Annotated in this window: 15 protein-coding genes; 9 read left to right on the forward strand and 6 right to left on the reverse strand. The window is 73.0% G+C overall.

From position 1 onward, the window contains the following. The first annotated feature begins 379 nt into the window (after positions 1–379). From ACFYZZ_RS17750 to ACFYZZ_RS17765, 4 genes are all read left to right on the forward strand, one after another. Positions 380–1,786, forward strand: coding sequence for an MFS transporter (locus ACFYZZ_RS17750; RefSeq protein WP_389176520.1), 1,407 nt, complete (start codon positions 380–382; stop codon positions 1,784–1,786). A gap of 61 nt (positions 1,787–1,847) precedes the next feature. Continuing rightward, complete coding sequence (locus ACFYZZ_RS17755; protein ID WP_389176522.1) at positions 1,848–2,345, forward strand: DUF2771 domain-containing protein; 498 nt, start codon at positions 1,848–1,850, stop codon at positions 2,343–2,345. Continuing rightward, positions 2,318–3,064, forward strand: a complete 747-nt coding sequence (locus ACFYZZ_RS17760; RefSeq protein WP_389176524.1) for a futalosine hydrolase — start codon at positions 2,318–2,320, stop codon at positions 3,062–3,064. The genes ACFYZZ_RS17755 and ACFYZZ_RS17760 overlap by 28 nt, the downstream gene beginning before the upstream one ends. Continuing rightward, positions 3,054–3,902, forward strand: a complete 849-nt coding sequence (locus ACFYZZ_RS17765) for a 1,4-dihydroxy-6-naphthoate synthase (RefSeq protein ID WP_389176526.1) — start codon at positions 3,054–3,056, stop codon at positions 3,900–3,902. Before ACFYZZ_RS17760 ends, ACFYZZ_RS17765 begins: the two co-directional genes overlap by 11 nt. A 12-nt stretch (positions 3,903–3,914) precedes the next feature. Here ACFYZZ_RS17765 and ACFYZZ_RS17770 read toward each other — a convergent pair whose 3' ends face one another. Beyond that, the gene (locus ACFYZZ_RS17770) at positions 3,915–4,298 is read right to left on the reverse strand and encodes a cold-shock protein (RefSeq protein WP_389176528.1); all 384 of its coding nucleotides are present in this window, start codon (positions 4,296–4,298) and stop codon (positions 3,915–3,917) included. Positions 4,299–4,463: 165 nt separating this feature from the next. On the opposite strand from ACFYZZ_RS17770, the gene ACFYZZ_RS17775 reads away from it, so the two are divergent. Further along, positions 4,464–4,715 (forward strand): hypothetical protein, encoded by a 252-nt coding sequence (locus ACFYZZ_RS17775; RefSeq protein ID WP_094217163.1) that lies wholly within the window; start codon positions 4,464–4,466, stop codon positions 4,713–4,715. Here ACFYZZ_RS17775 and ACFYZZ_RS17780 read toward each other — a convergent pair. Beyond that, the gene (locus ACFYZZ_RS17780; protein WP_389176530.1) at positions 4,691–5,326 is read right to left on the reverse strand and encodes an HAD family hydrolase; all 636 of its coding nucleotides are present in this window, start codon (positions 5,324–5,326) and stop codon (positions 4,691–4,693) included. The genes ACFYZZ_RS17775 and ACFYZZ_RS17780 overlap by 25 nt on opposite strands. A 183-nt stretch (positions 5,327–5,509) precedes the next feature. Further along, positions 5,510–6,505, reverse strand: a complete 996-nt coding sequence (locus tag ACFYZZ_RS17785; RefSeq protein WP_389176532.1) for a hypothetical protein — start codon at positions 6,503–6,505, stop codon at positions 5,510–5,512. Positions 6,506–6,651: 146 nt separating this feature from the next. Between ACFYZZ_RS17785 and ACFYZZ_RS17790 the strand changes: the two genes are divergently transcribed. The 3 genes from ACFYZZ_RS17790 to ACFYZZ_RS17800 all read left to right on the forward strand — a co-directional run bounded on the left by ACFYZZ_RS17790 (position 6,652) and on the right by ACFYZZ_RS17800 (position 11,432). Beyond that, entirely contained in the window at positions 6,652–8,265 is a 1,614-nt protein-coding gene (locus tag ACFYZZ_RS17790) for a hypothetical protein (RefSeq protein ID WP_389176534.1), read from the forward strand. A gap of 114 nt (positions 8,266–8,379) precedes the next feature. Then, positions 8,380–8,823, forward strand: a complete 444-nt coding sequence (locus tag ACFYZZ_RS17795; RefSeq protein ID WP_389176536.1) for a carboxypeptidase-like regulatory domain-containing protein — start codon at positions 8,380–8,382, stop codon at positions 8,821–8,823. Positions 8,824–8,888: 65 nt separating this feature from the next. Then, entirely contained in the window at positions 8,889–11,432 is a 2,544-nt protein-coding gene (locus tag ACFYZZ_RS17800) for a helicase-associated domain-containing protein (protein WP_389176538.1), read from the forward strand. Between the two features lie 189 nt (positions 11,433–11,621). Here ACFYZZ_RS17800 and ACFYZZ_RS17805 read toward each other — a convergent pair whose 3' ends face one another. After that, positions 11,622–12,167, reverse strand: coding sequence for a hypothetical protein (locus tag ACFYZZ_RS17805; RefSeq protein WP_389176540.1), 546 nt, complete (start codon positions 12,165–12,167; stop codon positions 11,622–11,624). Positions 12,168–12,315: 148 nt separating this feature from the next. Here ACFYZZ_RS17805 and ACFYZZ_RS17810 point away from each other — a divergent pair, with 148 nt between their 5' ends. Further along, the gene (locus ACFYZZ_RS17810) at positions 12,316–13,959 is read left to right on the forward strand and encodes a DNA repair helicase XPB (protein WP_389176542.1); all 1,644 of its coding nucleotides are present in this window, start codon (positions 12,316–12,318) and stop codon (positions 13,957–13,959) included. Positions 13,960–13,998: 39 nt separating this feature from the next. Here ACFYZZ_RS17810 and ACFYZZ_RS17815 read toward each other — a convergent pair whose 3' ends face one another. Next, positions 13,999–14,328: a hypothetical protein gene (locus ACFYZZ_RS17815; protein WP_389176544.1), complete on the reverse strand. Its 330-nt coding sequence runs from the start codon at positions 14,326–14,328 to the stop codon at positions 13,999–14,001. Further along, entirely contained in the window at positions 14,292–15,485 is a 1,194-nt protein-coding gene (locus ACFYZZ_RS17820) for a glycosyltransferase 87 family protein (RefSeq protein WP_389176546.1), read from the reverse strand. Before ACFYZZ_RS17820 ends, ACFYZZ_RS17815 begins: the two co-directional genes overlap by 37 nt. Positions 15,486–15,489 lie beyond the last annotated feature (4 nt).

Below are 15,489 nucleotides of genomic sequence, written 5' to 3' on the forward strand. Positions count from 1 at the left end.
TCGGCTGCGACGCGACCCCGGCGCGCGCCTGGACCGGCCCACGAAGTCGCCCCCCTCTTTCCGTCTCGGCCGGCTGCGAAGTCGCCCGCGGCATCCCACCTCGGTTCGCAGCGAAGGGCCCCTGGCACGCCGACTCGGCCCGCTGCGAAACCGGCCTGGCATCCCGCCACGCGGGGTGGGGCGAGGTGGGGTGCGGGTTCGGGGTGGGGCGAGGTGGGGTGTGGGAGTGGGTTCGGGGTGGGGTGCGGGGGCGGGTTCGGGGCGGGATGTGGGGGCGGTTTCGTGGTGGGCCGAGGTGGGATGCGGGGGCGGCTTCGCAGCGGGCACACCCGACTCGCTTGGGTTCAAACCGCACTATCGGGCGGCGTCTCGGGGCACTATGAAGCACGTGGCAGCCGCGGACAGTAGGGGCGTTCGAGGTGGCGGTTCGGGCCGGGTCGGTGGTGCCGTCCGCGCGGTGGGGCGTGCCCTGCACTTCCCGGTGACCGGTACTGCGCGCGGGATCCGGAAGGCCACGCACGCCCATGGTGCGGGCGAGTCGGGGCTGGGCAAGCTGATCGAGCTGCACGCGGTGAACGGCGCCGGTGATGTCATGATCACCATCGCGCTGGCCTCGACGGTGTTCTTCTCCGTGCCGACCGACGAGGCGCGCGGGCGCGTCGCGCTGTATCTCGCCATCACCATGGCCCCCTTCACCGTCCTCGCCCCCGTCATCGGGCCGCTCCTCGACCGGCTGCCGCACGGGCGGCGGGCCGCGATGGCCGCGGCGATGCTGGCCCGGGCGCTGCTCGCGCTGATCATCTCGGGGGCCGTGGCCAGTGGGAGTCTGGAGCTGTATCCCGCCGCGCTGGGGGTGCTCGTGGCCTCCAAGGCGTACGGGGTGGTGCGCAGCGCTGTCGTGCCGCGGTTGCTGCCGCCCGCCTTCTCGCTGGTGAAGGCCAACTCCCGGGTCACTCTCGCCGGCCTCCTGGCCACCGGTGTGGCCGCGCCGATCGGGGCGGGGCTGCATGCCATCGGGGACCCCTGGCCGCTGTACGGCGCGTTCGTGATCTTCGTTGCGGGGACGTTCCTGTCGTTCTCCCTGCCGCCCAAGGTGGACTCCGCCAAGGGCGAGGACGTGGCCCTGCTCGCCGCCGACGCCGAGCATCTGCACGGGCCGCACCGCAAGCAGACGATCAAGCGACGGCCGGGGCTGCGGACGGTCGGACCCGCCGTCACCCATGCCCTCGGCGCCAACGCCTCCCTGCGCTGCCTGTCCGGCTTCCTGATCTTCTTCCTCGCGTTCCTGCTGCGCGAGCAGCCGCTGGCCGGGGAGAGCGCGGCGGTCTCGCTGGGGATCGTGGGCGTCGCGGCGGGGGCGGGGAACGCGCTGGGCACGGCTGTGGGGGCCTGGCTGAGGTCCAGGGCCCCCGAGATCATCATCGTGACCGTCGTCGCCGTGGTGCTGGGGACGGCGATCGTGGCCGCCGTGTTCTTCGGGGCCTTCCTGGTGACCTGTCTGGCCGCCGTCGCCGGGTTCGCGCAGGCGCTGGCCAAGCTGTCCCTGGACGCGCTGATCCAACGGGACGTGCCCGAGCTGGTGCGGACGTCGGCGTTCGCGCGCTCGGAGACACTGCTCCAGGTGGCCTGGGTCTTCGGCGGCGCCATCGGCATCGTGATGCCCCTCAACGGCACTCTCGGCCTCATGGTCGCCGCCGCCATCGTGGCCGCCGGATGGCTGACGACGCTGCGCGGACTCCTCTCCTCGGCACGCCACGGCAGCAGGCCGCGGGCGCGAGTGGCGTAACGAACCGGGCACGCCGCACCCCACGTGGGCGGCGGGCTCCGGTGGCCGATAGCCTTCGCCCATGACCACGCTGCCCCGCGGCGAAGCCGCTGATGTAACACGCGTCGTGCGACGCCGCCGTGCCGTCGCCGCCGCCGGCGCCGTTACCGCCGGACTGCTCGTCCTGTCCGCCTGCGAGAAGCCGACTCCCGTCGCGACGGTCACCGTAGGCCGGGACTCGGTCAACTCCGAGGCCCTCTGCTACAACGACGGCAAGGCCCTGGACGCCAAGTCGCTGGCGAAGTGCGCCAAGAACGCCGGGGACATCGAGTCGATCAAGGTGGACCCGGACCAGACCGTCCGCTTCGGCGTCGACCCGAAGATCGCGGACGCCGGCTGGATCCTCCTGGTGAACGGCCGCCAGTTCACCGACGTGAGCAAGAAGACCTACACCACCATCCCGGGCAGCGCGTTCTTCAACGCCCAGTACGGCACCCAGGGCACCAGCAACACCGTCTCCATCCAGATGGGCCAGCAGCCGGCCAAGGGCCTGTGGTCCTTCAAGCTGAAGAAGGCCTGACCACGCCCTCCGTACGCGTTCTCGTAGCCACCGCGGTCCCGGCCGAACGGGATGCGGTGGCCCGGGCGTTCCCCGAGGCGGGTGCGCAGGTACGGCTGCCGGGGGTCTGCCTCGTGCGGACCGGTGCCGGGTACGACCTGCTGGCCGGCGGTGTCGGGCCCGCGCTCGCCGCCGCCTCCACCGCCACCGCGCTCACCGCCGCCGCCCTCGACGGCAGCCCCTACGGTCTCGTCGTCTCGGCCGGGATCGGCGGTGGCTTCCCGCCCGAGGCCCCGGTCGGCTCGCTCGTCGTCGCCGACGCGATCACCGTGGCCGATCTGGGCGCCGAGACCACCGACGGCTTCGTCCCGGTCACCGAGCTGGGCTTCGGGACCGTCACCCACCGGCCGCCGCCCTCGCTCGTGCGAGCCGTGTCCGAGGCCACCGGCGCCCGTCCCGGCACCGTCCTCACCGTCTCCACCGTCACCGGCACCGCCGCCCGCGCCGCCGAACTGCGCGCCCGCCACCCGCGGGCCCTGGCCGAGGGCATGGAGGGGTTCGGCGTGGCCGAGGCGGCCGCGGCGCACGGGGTACCCGTGCTGGAGATCCGGGCGGTGTCCAACCCGGTCGGCCCGCGCGACCGCGCCGCCTGGCGCATCGGCGACGCGCTCGCCGCCCTCACCGAAGGCTTCGGGAAGCTCGCGCCCGCATGGGAGAGTTGGAACACGCATGACCAGTGATGCGATGCAGATCGCGTACTCGCCCTGTCCGAACGACACCTTCGTCTTCGACGCCCTCGCGCACGGCCGCGTCCCCGGCGCCCCCGCGCTGGACGTGACCTTCGCCGACATCGACATCACCAACGGCATGGCCGAGCGCGGCGAGTTCGACGTGCTGAAGGTGTCGTACGCCGTGCTGCCCTACGTCCTTCACGAGTACGCGCTGCTGCCCTGCGGCGGTGCGCTGGGGCGGGGCTGCGGGCCGCTGGTGCTGACCCGGGAGGCGGGAAGCGACCTGACGGGCCGTACGGTCGCGGTGCCGAGCGAGAAGTCGACCGCCTACCTGCTGTTCCGGCTCTGGGCGGCGGACACGCTGCCGGGAGGGGTGGGCGAGATCGTCGTCCTGCCGTTCCACGAGATCATGCCGGCCGTCCGGGACGGCAAGGTGGACGCCGGACTCGTCATCCACGAGGCACGCTTCACGTACCGGAACTACGGGCTGCACAAGCTCGCCGACATGGGCGAGCACTGGGAGCGCAGCACCGGGCTGCCGATCCCGCTCGGCGCGATCATCGCCAAGCGCTCGCTGGGCGCCGAGACCCTCGGCCGGCTCGCCGACTCCGTCAAGGCGTCCGTCCGGGCCGCCTGGGACGATCCCGAGGCCTCCCGGCCGTACGTCATGGAGCACGCCCAGGAGATGGACCCGGCCGTCGCCGACCAGCACATCGGGCTGTACGTCAACGAGTTCACCGCCGACCTCGGCGAGGACGGCTACGCGGCGATCCGCGGGCTGCTCACCCGCGCGGCGGCCGAGGGGCTGCTGCCGCCCCTCGGTCCGGATGCGCTCGCTTTCCCCTGAGGGTCCTGAGGGTCACACGTCCAACTGGTCGGCGACCGCGCGCAGAAGGCCGGCGATCTTCTTTCCGGCGGTCTTCTCCGGGTAACGGCCCCTCTCCAGCTGCGGCGTGATGTTCTCGAGGAGGGTCGTCAGGTCCTGCACGATCGAGGCCAGCTCGTCCGGCTTCTTGCGCTGCGCGGCCGCGACGGACGGCGTCGGGTCGAGCACGGTCACGGAGAGGGCCTGGTCACCGCGCTGACCGGCGACGACGCCGAACTCCACACGCTGTCCCGGCTTGAGCGCATCGACCCCGTCGGGGAGAACCGAGGAATGGACGAAGACGTCACCGCCGTCGTCGCGGGAGAGAAAGCCGAAGCCCTTCTCGCTGTTGAACCACTTGACCTTGCCGGTAGGCACGTCTGTCCTCGTCCTCGTACTTGTCGGGAAAACTGCTTCGGAAACGGCTCTTGATAGCACTAGAGCGGGTCGACCATGACCCGCCGACACCAAGGCTAATGGTCTTCGGGCGGGTGACAAGACGTCCCCGGGTTGTTCTCTTGCGCTGGGAACTACCCTGGTCCGGTGCGTGACAAAACCCAAACGAATTCCGCCGGGCCCGGTGACCGACTGATCCGAGCCGGTGCCGTGGTGTTCTTCATCGGGGCCGTGGCCACCCTTGTCACGGTGGCCCCGCTGTTCCTCGGTGCGAAGCCTTTTCCGACGTACATGTTCGGTCTGAGCATGCTCATGGCCGTCGGCTTCCTGGTGGCCGGGGCGGGTGTGCTGCGTTCCGTCGCGGCCGGGCGGCGTCAGGCGCGGGGCGCCTCGCGGTAGGCGGCCAGCCAGGCCGGGAAGGCCGAGAGGTCGTCGAGCACGACGTCCGCCCCCGCGGTGCGCAGTTCGTCGCCGTCGCACGGTCCGGTGACCACGGCGACGGACAGCGCGCCCGCCGTACGGGCCCCGAGGACGTCTCCGACGTGGTCACCGACGTACACGGCCGCGCCGTACTCGCGCAGGGCCGCCGCCTTCTGCTCGGCCCACAGGTCGCCCACGACCACGTCGGGTGCGATGCCCAGGTGGTCCAGGTGCAGCTTGGCGTTCGGCTCGTACTTCGCCGTGACCACCATCGTCCGGCCGCCGACCGACCGCACCGCCTCCATCGCCTCCCGGGCGCCCGTCATCGCGGGCGTCGCGGCGATGGCGATCGAGGGGTACATCTCGCGATACAGATCGGCCATGGCGGCGACCTCCTCCGCGGGGAACCAGTTGACCAGCTCCTCCGCGAGCGGCGGCCCGAGCCGGGTCACCGCCAGGTCGGCGTCGATGAACGTCCCGGTCCGCTCCGCCAGCGCCCGGTAGCAGGCGTGGATGCCCGGCCGGGAGTCGATGAGCGTCATGTCGAGGTCGAAGCCGACGGTGAGGGCGGGGGCCGGGGTGACGGTCATGGGGGACATTGTGCCGGGTACGGGTGCGGGCGCGTCGGCGGGCACCCGGCCTTCGGCCGGGCCTGGATTCCCGCCCGCACCAGCCGTGCGGCTTGTGTGGTCGCGTGGTGCGGGTGGCCCCTGTGGGGCGGATCCGCCGTCGGCGGCTGTCTCCGGGTCCCGTCGGGCTCGTGATCAATACACCTAGCGCTTGCGCTGGGAGCGCCACACCAGGAACAGGGCCGAGGCCACGGCCGCGCCCCGCACCACCCAGGGCCAGGTCTCCGCCACGGCGTCGTTCATGTGCCCCTGGGCGATGGGGGCACCCCAGCGGCCGGTGTCACGGCCCCACAGCCAGAGCAGCCCGGACGCGAGGGCCAGGCCGGGGGCGCCCAGTACGGCCCACTTGGTCTCCGCGGGGGTGAGGCGGCGGGAGCCGTAGGCGATCAGCCATCCGAGCAGGAGCGCGAACCAGTTGCCGAGCACGGCTCCGGCGACCAGTGCGGCAGCGGCCAGCAGGAGGAGGGGGTTGCTCCAGCCGGCGGCGGGGCCCGGCAGCAGGCGGCGGGCGGCCGCCGCGGGCGCGGGCGCCTTGCGGGCGAACAGGCGGCGGCGCGGGGCAGCTGCCTGTTCCGTCGCCTCCGGCGGCTCTGCCTGCCGGGGCTCCGGCTCCTTCTCCCTCTGCGGGCGTTTGAGCAGGTCGGGGATCTCCACCCCGCCCACGAAGCCCGGGACGACATCACCGGCGGGCGTACCGAACGGGCTGCCCTCCACCCGCCACCAGTCGGGGTGCGTCGCGCTGTCCCCCAGCTCGTCCGGGGCGGCGAGATGCGGCGGGGACGGGGCGTCGCGCGGCTCCGGCTCGGCGGCACGCGGCCGGGGTACGACCCTGCGCAGCCCCTTGGGCCGTTCCTTCGGCTCCGGCTCCGGCTGTACGGGCACGGCGGCGGGCGCCGACCGCGGCACCCCCGCGCTGCCGCCCGCGGCCTCGACCACCTCGTCCGGGGTGCCCAGCCGCTCCAGGATGCGGCGCACGGCGGCGGGGCTGTCCACCGTCGCACTGGCCCGGTGCCGGTCGATCTCGTTGCGCAGCTCCGACACCAGCCGCATCCGCGCGGACGACGGCAACTGCCGCTGCTGAGCGATGTCTCCGACGCGGCTCAGATACTCGTAGACGACCTGATCGCTTTCGATCCCCACGGAAAACCCCTCCGGGGCAACGGCGATGACACCCCGTTGGACGACGGTACCGCGTGGGTGCGGGTGCCCGACGCCATGACCTCTCATCCTGAGCGTGACCTGCTCACCGGCCACCGAGGCTGCGAAGCGAGGAGAGGAAACCTGTCTTGACGACCAGACGGAGGGTGCGCCGCGTGGTGCCGGCCCTGCTGGCCGCGCTCGCGCTGAGCCTGGGCATGGCTCAGGCGACCGGGGCGTCCGCTCACCCCCAGGCGGAGGGGAAGCCGCTCCCGGCGCCCCGCATGGTTCACGTGTCCAAACCGAGGGTGGTCAACCCGAGCGGACACGCCCAGCCGAAGGTTCGCAGGGAGCAGGGCCCGCTGCCCACCGTTTCCCGCAAGAAGCTCGCCGCGCTGAAGGCCGCCGCCGCGAAGCACCGGGCGAAGCAGCGGCCCGGACAGACCGGCGGGAACAAGGCCGGGAAGCTGGCGCCGCCGCCGAATCAGGGCGGCTTCGAGGGACTCAGCCAGCCCTGCTGCGTCCGGCCGCCGGACACGACCGGCGCCGTCGGCAAGACCCAGTTCGTTCAGACCGTGGACGGCGCCGGCTTCGGCGTGTTCCGGAATTCGGACGGCGCCCTCCTCAAGAGCGTGTCGTTCGCAAGCTTCTTCCGCTACACCGCGCAGACGATCTTCGACCCCCGTGTCGTCTACGACAAGAAGTGGAACCGCTGGGTCATCTCGGCCGCGGCGTTCCCGGAGAACAGCACGGTCCAGAGGGTGTTCTGGGCGGTGTCCACCGGCTCGGACGCCACCGGCTCGTTCTACGTCTACACGTTCGACCCGCCCGAGAACTCTGGTGACTTGTACGACTTCCCGCAGCTGGGGCTCGACCAGGACGCCGTGATCGTCACGGCGAACATCTTCGACTCCTCGGACCACTACGTCCGCACGCGTGCCTACGGCATGGCCAAGGCCGACGTGTACAACGGCCTCGGCCCCAGGTTCCCGTACTTCAGCCTGGGCACGCCGGGCAGCGTCGCGCCTCCCGTCGTGGAGGACAACAACGCGAGCGCCTTCCTGGTGGGAGCCGCCCCGGCGGACAGCAAACTGACCCTGTTCAAGGCCACCGGCCTGGGCCGCAGCAACGCCACGATCGTGCAGCAGCCCAACGTGCCGGTGACCGCCTACACCGTGCCACCGGACGCCCGCCAGCCCGGTACGACCGACCGGCTGGACAGCTCGGACTCCCGGTTCTCGCAGAACAGCACGCAGATCGGCAACCAGCTGCTCAACATCCACACCGTCAACATCGGCGGACGCCCGACGCCGGTCTGGGTGCAGATCAACACCGCCAACAGCACGGTGCCCGCCGGTCAGACCGGACGTGTGACCGAGTCCAGTAACTCCGACGACTTCAACGCGTCCGTGGCCGGCTCGGCCGTGGGCGGCACCTCGGCGAACCCGATCGGCCGGATGTTCTTCACCTGGTCCTCGACCAACGTCACGGCCGGCGTCACCCACCAGGTGCGGGTCATGAGCGGCGGCCGCCTCGCCACCGACCCGGTCAACGTCGTCGGAGGCAACAATCACTCCCAGGCCTCGACGTTCTACAACCCGTCCACCGACCCCGTCGAGCGCTGGGGCGACTACTCCGCCGTCACCGTCTACCCCTCCGCGGCAGGCGCCTGCGCCGCCGGCAACCGTGCCTACGTCGTGAACGAGCGCCAGAACAGCACCACCGCGTGGGGCTCGCGCATCGGCAAGCTCGGCTTCTGCTAGCCGGCGGGACCGGACACCGCTGACACACCCCAGGGCGGAGGGGGCGGCCGCCGTGCCGCCCCCTCCGCCCTTTCGCGCTGTCCGGGCCCACGCCCCGCTGCCTACAGTGGAGACGTGCTCCCGCAACGCCGCCGCATCGCCCGGCGGCCGCCGGCCGGCCTGCTTCTCGCGCTCGTGGCGCTGACCGTGCCGGTGGCGCTCGCCGCGTGCTCCGAAGCGGCCCCGAGCGGCCCAGGCGGCACCCCGGCGGACACCCGGTCCGGGGTGCGGGGCGTCGTCGTCCGGTGGCCGACCTGTCCCGTGGAGGGCGCTCCCGAGAGCCAGGACTGCAGCAGGCCCGCCGAAGCGACCGTGCGGGTGCGCGACCGGTCCTCGGACACCGAGGTGGCGAGGGTGCACACCGGTCCGGACGGCCGGTTCCGGGTGCCGCTGCGGGCCGGCGCGTACGAGGTGCGGGCCCGGACCTCCGGTCCCGCGCACTGCGCCCCGGTGGAGGTCACCGTCCGCCCCGACGCGTACACGAAGATCACGGTCAGGTGCGACACGGGTCTGCGCTGACCGCGTGACGGCGGACCCCGTCCTGCAGCGCTGCGTCCGGCCGCCATCCGGGTACCGTGGGCGGGATGAGCGCCCACACGTCCCCGTCGGCTCCACGCTCCCTCGCGGAAGCGCTCCGCGCGCGCGACGACGCTTCCCTGGCCGCGCTCCTGCGCAGCCGGCCCGATCTCATCACGCCGGTTCCCACCGACCTCACGCAGCTCGCCACCCGCGCCGGCACCCGCGCCTCGGTCCTGCGTGCCCTGGAGCGGCTGGACCGGTTCGCGCTGCAGACCGCCGAGGCTCTCGCCGTGGCCCCGGAACCGGCGTCGTACGAGATTCTGCTCGGCCTGATGGCCGGGTACGCCCGGGACGAGACCGTCGCCGCCGCGCTGCCCCGCGCGGTGGCCACCCTGCGCGAACAGGCCCTGGTGTGGGGCGACGACGAACGGCTGCGGCTGGTGCGGACCGCACGGGAGCTGCTCGCGCCGTCCGCGCAGCACCCCTCCCCGACCGGTCTCGGCCCGAGCGTGCAGGAGGCCACCGCGGGCATGTCCCCGGGGCGGATCCAGGAGATCGTCGGCGCCGCCGGGCTGGCCTCGACGCACGACTCGGTCTCCGCAGCGGCCGCGCTCACCGCCCTGTTCACCGACCGCAAGAAGATGGCGGCCCTGCTCGCGAAGGCCCCGGAGGCCGCCCGCGAGGTGCTGTCCCGGCTGGTGTGGGGGCCGCCGTACGGGCAGGTCACCGCCGACCCGGCCGCCCATCTGCGCTGGCTGCTGGACCGCGGCCTGCTGCTGCCCACCGCGCCCGGCACGGTCGTCCTGCCCCGCGAGGTCGCCCTGCATCTGCGCGAGGGCCGCGCGCACCGGGCACCCGAACCGCTGCCGCCCGCCGTCGAGCCGGCCGCCACCCACGGTCCGCAGATCGTGGACGCCACCGCGGCCGGGCAGGCCTACAGCGCGCTGGCCACCGTCGAGGAGCTGCTGAAGGACTGGGACGAGGGCGGCCCGGCCGTGCTGCGGGCCGGCGGGCTGAGCGTGCGGGACCTGAAGCGGACCGCCGTCGCCCTCGACGTGCCCGAGCCGGTCGCCGCCTTCTGGGTCGAGCTGGCGTACGCGGCCGGCCTGCTCGCCTCCGACGGCGAGGCCGACGAGCGGTACGCGGCCACCCCCGCCTACGACGAGTGGCTGGAGCGGCCGCCCGCCGAGCGCTGGGCCCGGCTCGCCGAGGCCTGGCTGACGGCCACCCGGACACCGGGGCTGGTCGGCGGGCGGGACGCGAAGGACCGTACGTTGTCCGCGCTGGGCCCGGGACTCGACCGCTCGGCCGCGCCCGAGGTACGGCAGCGGGTGCTGACCCTGCTGGCCGGGCTCCCGCAGGGCGCCGCCCCCAGCGCCGAGTCGGTGCTGGCCCGGCTGCTCTGGGAGCGGCCGCTGCGCGGTCCTCAGCGCGATGGCGGCGGCGCCGACGACCTGCGCTCCCGGCTCGCCCGCTGGACCCTCTCGGAGGCGGAGATGCTCGGTGTCACCGGGCGCGGGGCGCTGTCGACGCACGGTCGGGCGCTGCTCGGCGCGCCCGCGGCCGCGCACCCCTCGGCCGCCGCGGAACCCTCCGGGCCCGGCGACAAACTCCCCGTCCACCACCGCACGGGCGCCCTGCTGGAACCCCTCTCCCCCACCGAGCAGACCGTCGCCACGGCCGCCGCGGCCCGGCTCCTCGCACCCCTGCTGCCCGAACCCCTGGACCACGTCCTGCTCCAGGCGGACCTCACAGCGGTGGCCCCCGGCCCGCTGCGGCGTCCGCTCGCCGACATGCTCGGGATCCTCGCGGACGTCGAGTCCAAGGGCGGGGCGACCGTCTACCGCTTCACACCGGCCTCGGTCCGCCGCGCCCTGGACGCCGGCCAGGCCGCCGCCGACCTGCACGCCTTCCTCACCGCGCACTCCCGCACGCCGGTCCCGCAGCCCCTGGCCTATCTGATCGACGACGTGGCACGCAGGCACGGCCATCTGCGGGTCGGCGCGGCCTCGGCCTACGTCCGCTGCGACGACGACGCCCTGCTGAACGAGATCCTCGCCGACAAGCGGGCGACCGCCCTGCGCCTGCGCCGCCTGGCCCCGACCGTCCTGGCCGCCCCGACGGACCCGGCCACACTGCTGGACGGCCTGCGCGCGATGGGCTACGCGCCCGCCGCCGAGTCCGCCGAGGGCGACGTCCTGATCACCCGCGCCGACGCCCACCGCACCCCGCCGCGCACCGCGCCCGAGCCGGTGCCGGACGGACCGCCGCCGCCCGACGCCACGCTGCTGGCGGCCGCGATCCGCGCGATCCGCGCGGGCGACCTGGCCGCCACCGCGCCGCGCAAGCCGTCGGGCGGCGCGCTCACGGGCGGCGAACTGCCCCGCACCAGCTCCGCCGAGACCCTGGCCACCATGCAGGCCGCCGTCCTGACCGGCGAGTCGCTGTGGATCGGCTACGTCAACGCCGAGGGCACCGCCAGCCAGCGCGTCATCGCCCCGATCCGGGTCGAGGGCGGTTTCGTGACGGCGTACGACCACACGGCCGACGAGGTGCGCACGTATCCGCTGCACCGGGTCACGGGGGTCGCGGAGCTGGCGGAGGACTAGGGCCTGCCTGACAATTCCCGTCGTCCGCCCGGAGGGCGGGTCGCGCGGCGTCTGGTGCGTGCGATCGCAAGGCGCCGGAGCGCCCTCGTGGCGGAGCCACGTGGGCGGTTCGGCAACGCGGCGAGCGTGCGTGCCAGACGCCGCGCGACAGGCGGGAATTGTCAGGCAGGTCCTAAGGCGCCGACCCGGTCAGCAGTCCTTGACCGGAGCGTTCGCGGGCAGGCCGAAGTGCTTGCGGGCGGCGGCCTCCAGGCCGTCGGACCCGCCCGTGCCCTCGGGGCCGGGCTCGTGGAAGAAGCTGAAGTGGTCCTCCACCCACTTCCCGCTGCCCGCGCCGTCCGGCCCCTCCTCCCGCGACGTCACGCGAAAGCCGCCGTGCGCGCCCGCGTCCCGCTTCAGGCGCACCACCTGCGGGACATCGGCTCCGGAGCACTCCACCAGAGCGCCTTGGCGCACCCCGTACTCCGTGCACAACGTGGTCACGCCCGCCCGGACGACGCCGTCGTGCTCGTCGAGGTCCCGTGCCTCGGCCCTGCAGAACCACTGCGCCCGCACACCGGGCTGCGTCTCCCCGTACCCGCTGCCCTTCGAGTCCGCCACCAGCCGCGCCTCGATCACCGGCCGCACCTCGCCCCACAGGTGCTGATCGACACCCGGGGGCCACACCGCCCACACCCCTGCCGCCAGCAGTACCGCCGTGGCTCCCAGGCCGGTCACCCACCTGCGTACCGACATCGCGCCCCGCTCCTCCCCGGACCGCGCCCCCGCGCCGGCCCCGCGGTAGGAAGACCCGTGTCGGGTGCCCATGGTTGCAGCGCCCCGCCGCGATCATCCGCTGATAGGGCACACTGGACGTTTGGCCACGCGGAAGGGAAGTGCGTCGGTGAACGGACCGCTGATCGTCCAGTCGGACAAGACCCTGCTCCTGGAAGTCGACCACGAGCGGGCCGACGACTGCCGGCGTGCCATCGCGCCCTTCGCCGAGCTGGAGCGGGCGCCGGAGCACATCCACACCTACCGGGTCACCCCGCTCGGCCTGTGGAACGCGCGGGCCGCCGGGCACGACGCCGAGCAGGTCGTGGACGCGCTGGTGCAGTACAGCCGCTACCCGGTGCCGCACGCGCTGCTCGTGGACATCGCCGAGACGATGGACCGGTACGGGCGGCTCACCCTGAGCAAGGACCCCGCGCACGGACTCGTCCTCACCACCACCGACCGGCCGGTGCTGGAGGAGGTACTGAAGTCCAAGCGGATCACCCCACTGGTCGGGGCGCGGATCGACCCGGACACCGTGGTCGTGCACCCCTCCGAGCGCGGGCAGATCAAGCAGATGCTGCTGAAGCTGGGCTGGCCGGCCGAGGACCTCGCCGGGTACGTGGACGGCGAGGCGCATCCGATCGAGCTGCGCGAGGACGGCTGGGCCCTGCGGGCGTACCAGAAGCAGGCCGTGGAGAACTTCTGGCACGGCGGCAGCGGGGTGGTCGTGCTCCCCTGCGGCGCCGGAAAGACGCTGGTCGGCGCCGGGTCGATGGCGCAGGCGAAGTCCACCACCCTCATCCTCGTCACCAACACCGTCTCGGCCCGGCAGTGGAAGCACGAGCTGGTGAAGCGGACCACGCTGACCGAGGACGAGATCGGCGAGTACAGCGGGACCCGGAAGGAGATCCGCCCGGTCACCATCGCCACCTACCAGGTGCTGACGACCAAGCGGAAGGGCGTCTACCCGCACCTGGAGCTGTTCGACTCCCGCGACTGGGGTCTGATCGTCTACGACGAGGTGCACCTGCTGCCCGCGCCGGTCTTCAAGTTCACCGCCGACCTCCAGGCGCGCCGCCGCCTCGGTCTGACCGCGACCCTGGTGCGCGAGGACGGCCGCGAGTCCGACGTCTTCTCCCTCATCGGGCCGAAGCGGTTCGACGCGCCCTGGAAGGAGATCGAGGCGCAGGGCTACATCGCGCCCGCCGACTGTGTCGAGGTCCGGGTGAACCTCACCGACTCCGAGCGGCTCGCGTACGCCACCGCCGAGACCGAGGAGAAGTACCGCTTCTGCGCGACCACCGAGACCAAGCGGAAGGTCACGGAGGCGATCGTCCGCCGGTTCGCCGGTCAGCAGATCCTCGTCATCGGCCAGTACATCGACCAGCTGGACGAACTGGGCGAGCACCTGAACGCCCCGGTGATCAAGGGCGAGACGTCCAACGCGCAGCGCGAGAAGCTCTTCGACGCGTTCCGCGAGGGGGAGATCAGCGTGCTCGTGGTGTCGAAGGTCGCCAACTTCTCCATCGACCTGCCCGAGGCCACGGTCGCCGTCCAGGTGTCCGGCACCTTCGGCTCCCGCCAGGAGGAGGCCCAGCGCCTGGGCCGCGTGCTGCGCCCCAAGGCCGACGGCCACCAGGCCCACTTCTACTCGGTCGTCGCCCGCGACACCATCGACCAGGACTTCGCCGCCCACCGCCAGCGCTTCCTGGCGGAGCAGGGGTACGCGTACCGGATCGTGGACGCGGACGAGATCCTGGCGGGGAGCTAGGCGGGGCGGCGAAGAACCTGGGGCGTGGAGGGGTACGGCCTAGAAGAAGGCGTGCTCCTCCATCCAGCCGTAGGTCGAGCCGAACTTGCCGTAGTACCAGGAGCCGCTCTTGGCGGTGCAGTACACGCGGACCTTGTTGCCCATGTACACGGACTTCTTGACCCGGTAGTTGTTGCCGGGGCCGGTGTGCATGTCGGCGTGGTCGTACTGGACGACCGTGTAGGTGGTGTCCCTGATGTTCTTGGTGCAGCCGGAGGAGCCGACCGCCGAGGCGGTGGGAGCGGCCATGAGGGTGGCGCCGAGGGCGAGCGCGGTGGCGGCGGTCAGTCCGCTCACCGCCCTGCGGAACGGAAGCTTCGAGAAGGGCATGCCTGTTTCCCCGTTTGCTCGGTCGAATGGATCGGACAACGGTTGATCATGTTGGCACACGCCCCTGCAAGACCGAGCGCCAGGATCGGGTAAGGGGCCGCCAACAGCTGCTGCCACCAAGGAAGTTCGAGGTCCAGGACGCCCTCGTGGGGCACCAGCCACATCGTGCGGGCGGTGAAGACGAGGGCCACGAGCCCGGCGGTGAGCGTGCGGCCCTCGGCCAGGAGCACCGCGAGGAGCGGCACGCACCACACCCAGTGGTGCGACCAGCTGATCGGGCAGACCAGCAGGGCCGCGCAGGCGGCCAGCAGGATGCCGTGGCTCTCCTGGCAGGCACAGGCGGCCAGCAGCAGGACGATCACCGCCACCAGCGCCGCCGGGAGCGCCCAGGCGAGGCCCGGCGCCGGGTCGCCCAGGGCCCGCGCGATCAGCCCCCGTAAGGACTGGTTGTCCACGATCCACGCCTTGCCCACCCGGCCGGTCTCGTACAGGCGCCGGCTCCAGAAGTCGGCGCTCGCGGCGGGCAGCAGCAGGAACCCGAGCAGGGCCGTGGCCGCGAAGCCGGTCACCGCCGTGGCCGCCTCGCGTTTGCGTCCGCGCAGGAACAGATGGACCACGAACACGGCGGGCGTGAGCTTCACGCCGGTCGCGAGGCCGAGGGCGAGGCCCTTGGCGCGCGCGCCCGGAGGCCGGGTGAGGTCCCACAGGACGAGGCAGGCCACGGCGAGGTTGACCTGGCCGAACAGGAGCGTCTGGAAGACCGGCTCCAGCCAGAGGGCCAGGGCCGCACACGTGCAGAGGAGGGGCGGGGGCAGGGGGCGGGCGGCCAGGCGGGCCGAGAGGGTGACCAGGCCGGCGAGCAGGAGCGCGTTGCCCGCCAGGAAGGCCGCCTTCAGCGCCGGGACGGGGAACCAGGCGGCGGGGACGAAGAGGATCGCCGCGAAGGGCGGGTAGGTCGCCGGGAGCCGCCACTCGGTGACCGTGAATCCGTACAGGTCGCCGCCGTGGGACGCGGCAGCGCCCTCGGCCCGGTAGACCAGCAGGTCGGCCATCGGGGCCCGCTGCAGGACGCACAGGGCGGTGAAGGAGCAGACGGAGACCGCGAGCAGGAGCAGGGACAACAGGGCAGGGCGGGACGCCACCGTCCGTTTCGGCACGGAG

Origin of the sequence: Streptomyces sp. NPDC001816, assembly GCF_042892235.1 — a bacterium.
Lineage (GTDB): Bacteria > Actinomycetota > Actinomycetes > Streptomycetales > Streptomycetaceae > Streptomyces.